Origin of the sequence: Streptomyces sp. NPDC047453 (assembly GCF_040643155.1) — a bacterium.
GTDB lineage: Bacteria > Actinomycetota > Actinomycetes > Streptomycetales > Streptomycetaceae > Streptomyces.
This window is the reverse complement of sequence record NZ_JBEYTS010000157.1, coordinates 1-4,528: the sequence shown is the minus strand read 5'-3', so window position 1 is coordinate 4,528 and position 4,528 is coordinate 1. Positions and strand designations below refer to the sequence as shown.

General features: G+C 66.7%; 1 protein-coding gene and 1 pseudogene. One reads left to right on the top strand and one right to left on the bottom strand.

From position 1 onward, the window contains the following. Nucleotides 1-479 precede the first annotated feature (479 nt). Nucleotides 480-3,689 carry a hypothetical protein gene (locus ABZ818_RS42525; protein ID WP_361427623.1) on the bottom strand — a complete coding sequence of 1,070 codons (3,210 nt, stop codon included), beginning with the start codon at nt 3,687-3,689 and terminating at the stop codon, nt 480-482. Between the two features lie 600 nt (nt 3,690-4,289). On the opposite strand from ABZ818_RS42525, the pseudogene ABZ818_RS42520 reads away from it, so the two are divergent. Beyond that, nucleotides 4,290-4,528, top strand: a pseudogene (locus tag ABZ818_RS42520) (AraC family transcriptional regulator); the annotation flags it as partial.

Sequence of the window (4,528 nt, the reverse complement as noted above, 5' to 3'; positions counted from 1 at the left end):
GCTCGTGTTGCTCTTCTTACTCACTACCTGGAACTGCTTCCTCCGGGACCAACCGTCCCAGTATCAGGCTGTCCAGCCCCATGGGGGAACTTCAGCCCTGCGCGCGGGCCGCCGCCCGGGATCGACCATGCCCGCTGCGCAAGGATCGCGGGGAGGGGGCACTCTGCGTCGCTGGTGGCCGGTGCTCGGCGCCTGTCCGAGCTGGGGAAAACACCCGTTCTGGTGTTGTGCCGGAGCATTGTCATGTTGACCATGCACATCCTGAATCGTCCCGTTCCTTCCACAGAACCGGCAGCGCCAAAATCTTCGGGCTCTTCGGGGGCAGCGGGCTGACGGCGACCGGCAAAGGGTTCGCGTGCATGAGCTCGCATACACGCGAATGCCGGGCCGGCAGTGACCGTGTCGCGGTCAGTGTGCCGGCCCGGCGGCGCGATGCGCGGTGTGCCTCAGGTGCGCATCAGATGTTGCTCAGGTATGCCTCAGACGGCTGAGCAGTTGATCTGCGCCAGCTTGTGCGAGGCGAGAAGCTGGTTGAAGTTCGGCACGTCGGTGTCGACCGCGGTGCGGAGCTTCTTCAGCTGGGCCTGCAGCTCCGTGTTCAGGGCCTCGAAGACCTGCTCGGTCTGGTCGGTGGGCCGACCGTCGACGCTTTCGATCACGGCGTGCAGTGAGGCGATCCTGTTGTTGAGCTTGATGCCGAAGTTGAGTGGGTCCTGGTTGGCCTGCAGTTTGGTCTGGTACAGCTCGTTCTGTACGGCGTTGAGTGTCTTGTTGAGCTGCGTGCCGGCCTGGGTGACGTCCGCATCGTTCGCGGCGGCGACCCGATCATCCACCTGCGCGGTGCATGCACGGATGTTGACCACGTCCTGGTTGGCGTCGTTGGTGGCGTTCCGTACGGCGAGGTCCAGCTTGAACTGCGATGCGATGTCGGCCTCTGTGACATGGGTGAGTCGGGAATCCTTGAGGATGTCGAAGGACTGCTGCAACGACTTCCCGTCCACCACGAGGCGCACGGTGTAGCTGCCGAGCGGCGCCTTCGGACCCTGGTTGGTACCGCTCCAGTAGATCAGCCCGGGGAAGCCGGCCGCGTCCGGGTAGCGCATGTTCCACGTGGCCGTCCTGCTCCCTGCCGTGGTGGGCACGTTGTTGCTGGCGGCGACGGTGCCGTCCGCGGCGACGAACTCCACCTTCGCCGAGGTGACGTCCTTTTTGAGGGTGTAGTTCACCGTGACGTTGTTGCTCACCGAACGTACGACGTTGTTCGGGTCGTGCACGACGGCCAGGTCGTTTTCGGCGTCGTCGGCGTGCGTGGTCGGCGGGACCACCGCGGCCGGTGGTGACACCTTCGCGATCGGCGTCACCGGCGGGACGGTCTGGTGGAAGTCCGCGATGTCCTCCGGCGTGGTGCTGGGGTTGAGCCTGCGCAGCAGTTCCGCCCCGTCGTCAAGGACGTAGAAACCGCGGCCCTGGGTGGAGATCACCAGGTCGTTGCCCTTGACCTTGAGGTCGTAGGCGGTGACATCGGGCAGGTTCAGCCCCAGCGACTGCCAGTGGTCGCCGTCGTCGAACGACACGTACACGCCGTGCGCGCTGGAGGCGTAGAGCAGCCCGCTTCGGACCGGGTCCTGACGGATGCTCCACAGGTAGTCGTCCGGCGCGAAGCCGGTGGTGATCTTCGTCCAGTGCTTGCCGCCGTCATGGGTGCGGTAGGCGATCGGGGTGAAGTCCTGGTGCTTGTAGCGCTGTCCAACGAGGTACGCGGTCTTCTGCGCGGCCATGTCCTGGCCGTTGGCCTTGGTGGAGTGTCCGGCGTCGATCATGCTGACCCGGGTGAACTTCTCCAGATCAGGTGGGGTGACCTCACTCCACTTACCGCCGCCCTTCTGGGTGAGCCAGACCCGACCGTCGTCGGTGCCCGCCCAGATGAGGTTCTTGTTCAAGGTCGACGGGGCGATCGAGAACACGGTGGCGTAGTACTCGATGCCGGTCTGGTCCAGGGTGATCGGCCCACCGGAGTCACCCATGGTGGACGGATCGGCGTAGCTGAGATCCGGGCTGATCTCCTGCCAGGACTGCCCGCCGTTCGTCGACTTCATCACGTGTTGCGAACCGGCGAAGACGGCGTTCGGCTCGGCCGGGTTGGTCACCAGCGGGTACGACCATTGGAAGCGGTACTTCAGCGCGCCGGCCGCCGAGCCCATCGGGTTGTCCGGCCAGGGGTCGATCCGCCGGCTGCCGACGGCGCTCTCACCGCTGCGGTCGAAACGGCTCATCGAACCGGTCCACGGCCCGCAGCAGCTGCCGACGTAGAACACGTTGGAGTTGCTCGGGTCGACGGCTATCGGTCCGCTCTCACTGCCGCCGGTGATGTCGACCATGTCGGTGCCGCCGGTGCTGGACACGCAGGTGGTGCCGCGGTCCTGCTGCTGGCCGCAGATCAGGTACGGGTCGTTGTCTGTGGTGACCAAGCTGTAGATCTGGGCGGTCGAGTAGTTCTCCGCGGTCCACGACGAGCCGCCGTTCGTTGTTACGGTGCCGCCGCCGTCGTTGCCCTCGACCATCCTGTTGTTGTTCTGCGGGTCGATCCACAGGGCGTGGTGGTCGCCGTGCGGCAGGCCCCCCATGGCCGAGAAGGTGGCGCCGCCGTCGTTCGAGCGCATGAACGACACGTTGGGCGCGTAGACCCGGTCCCGGTCGACCGGGTCGGCGATCACTCGGGTGTAGTAGAAGGCGCGTTGCCTGATGGCGTTGTTCTTGTTGACCAGCTTCCAGGTGCGGCCCGCGTCGTCAGAGCGGAACAGCCCGCCTTCCTTCGCCTCCACCAGCGCGTACACCCGGTTCGGGTCGGCGCCGGAGACGCTGACCCCGATTTTGCCGATCGGCGCGTCCGCGGGCAGCCCGAGGCGGGAGGTCAGCTGGGTCCAGGTGCTGCCGCCGTCGGTCGACTTGTAGAGCCCGCTGCCGGGGCCACCATTCGTCATCTTCCAGAACTTGCCCTGGACTTGCCACATCCCGGCGTACAGCACGTTCGAGTCGGACGGGTCCATTGCCAGGTCCGGTGCACCGGTCTGGTCGTCCACGTACAGCACGCGCTTCCAGTTCTCGCCGCCGTCGGTGGAGCGGAACACGCCACGCTCGGTGTTCTTGCCCCACACGTGCCCCTGAGCGGCGACGAACACGCGATCACAGTGGTCCGGGTCGACCTGGATCCGGCCGATCATCTGGGTGTCGGCGAGTCCCAGATGCTTCCAGTTCTTGCCGCCGTCGGTGGACTTGTACACGCCGTCGCCCGGGATGATGTTCCCGCGCAGGTCCACCTCGCCCATTCCGATGTAGACCACATCAGGGTCGGCCGGACACACCGCGACCGCACCGACCGACGAGCTCGAGATCTGCCCGTCCGTCACCGGTGCCCACCCCGTGCCGCCGTCGGTGGTCTTCCACAGGCCGCCGCCGGTCGCCCCGAAGTAGTACTCGTTCGGACGGGCGGAGCTGCCGCCGACAGCGATCGAGCGCCCGCCGAGCTGCGGGCCGACGTTGCGCCACTTCAGGCCGGAGTACAGCGAGGGGTCAACACCCTTCGGCGCCGGCGGCGCGGCGGCCTGTGCGGCCGGCGCGGCCGGCGCGCCGAGAGACAGCCCGAGCAGAAGTGCCGCCGCTCCGGCAATCCGCGTGAATCGCCGCTTCACTTGGGCACCTCCCGACGAAGACGCGACGGGTGCGCCAGTGCGACGCGGCGAGTGACATTGGTTCTGGCTGAGGTTGGGGGAGACTTCCGTATGCCGCGTAGACCGTTCGGTGAAAACACCATCGTGGGTCCGCTCCTGTCCGAGCGGAGACCGACATCCGCAGCGCTCTACCAGCCCAGGTAAACAGGCATGGCAAAGCACACCGTAAAGCTCACACCGTAAATGCCCGTCTCCACTCTAGTGACATGTACACGTGGGGGGCGCTCAGGTATTGGAACACCGCCACAACCCGGCGTCAACGGGGCGGGTGGGGTCAACTCGTTGCAGCGGCAACGCCGGTGATGGCGTGCTGGAAGGCATCTTGTGCGGTGGACGAGGTGGCCGAGGCATCGGCGGAGCTGGTTGTTGATCTCCTCTGCGATGGCGGTGCGGTAGGGGTGATGCTCGGGTGATCTCGGTGGCCCTTGGGCAGGTAGCGGCCGATGGCCTGCAGTTTTCTGTTCCTCCGTCATGACGACTGGGTCGCCGATCCGTTCGCGTTGAGCCGTGCCGCCGCCAGGCTGCCCAACCGGGCCCGGCGCAACTGCCGAAGCCACCCGCCGCCGACGCACGCTCGATATGACCGAGGTCTGCTTCGCGGTCGGCTGTGCGTCGCTGGGTACGTTCACCACCCCGCTTCACCGAGTTGGTCGGCGTGTCGCCCGGGGCTTTCCGGCGCCGTGCGGCGGATGCGACGGGTGTGGAGGGTGTGGTGGGCGGCCGTGTCGATGCCGCGAGTACGGCCGGTGATGGGGGGCCTGGGGTCGCGGTGGAGGGGATGCCGGCGTGTGTGGCGAAGC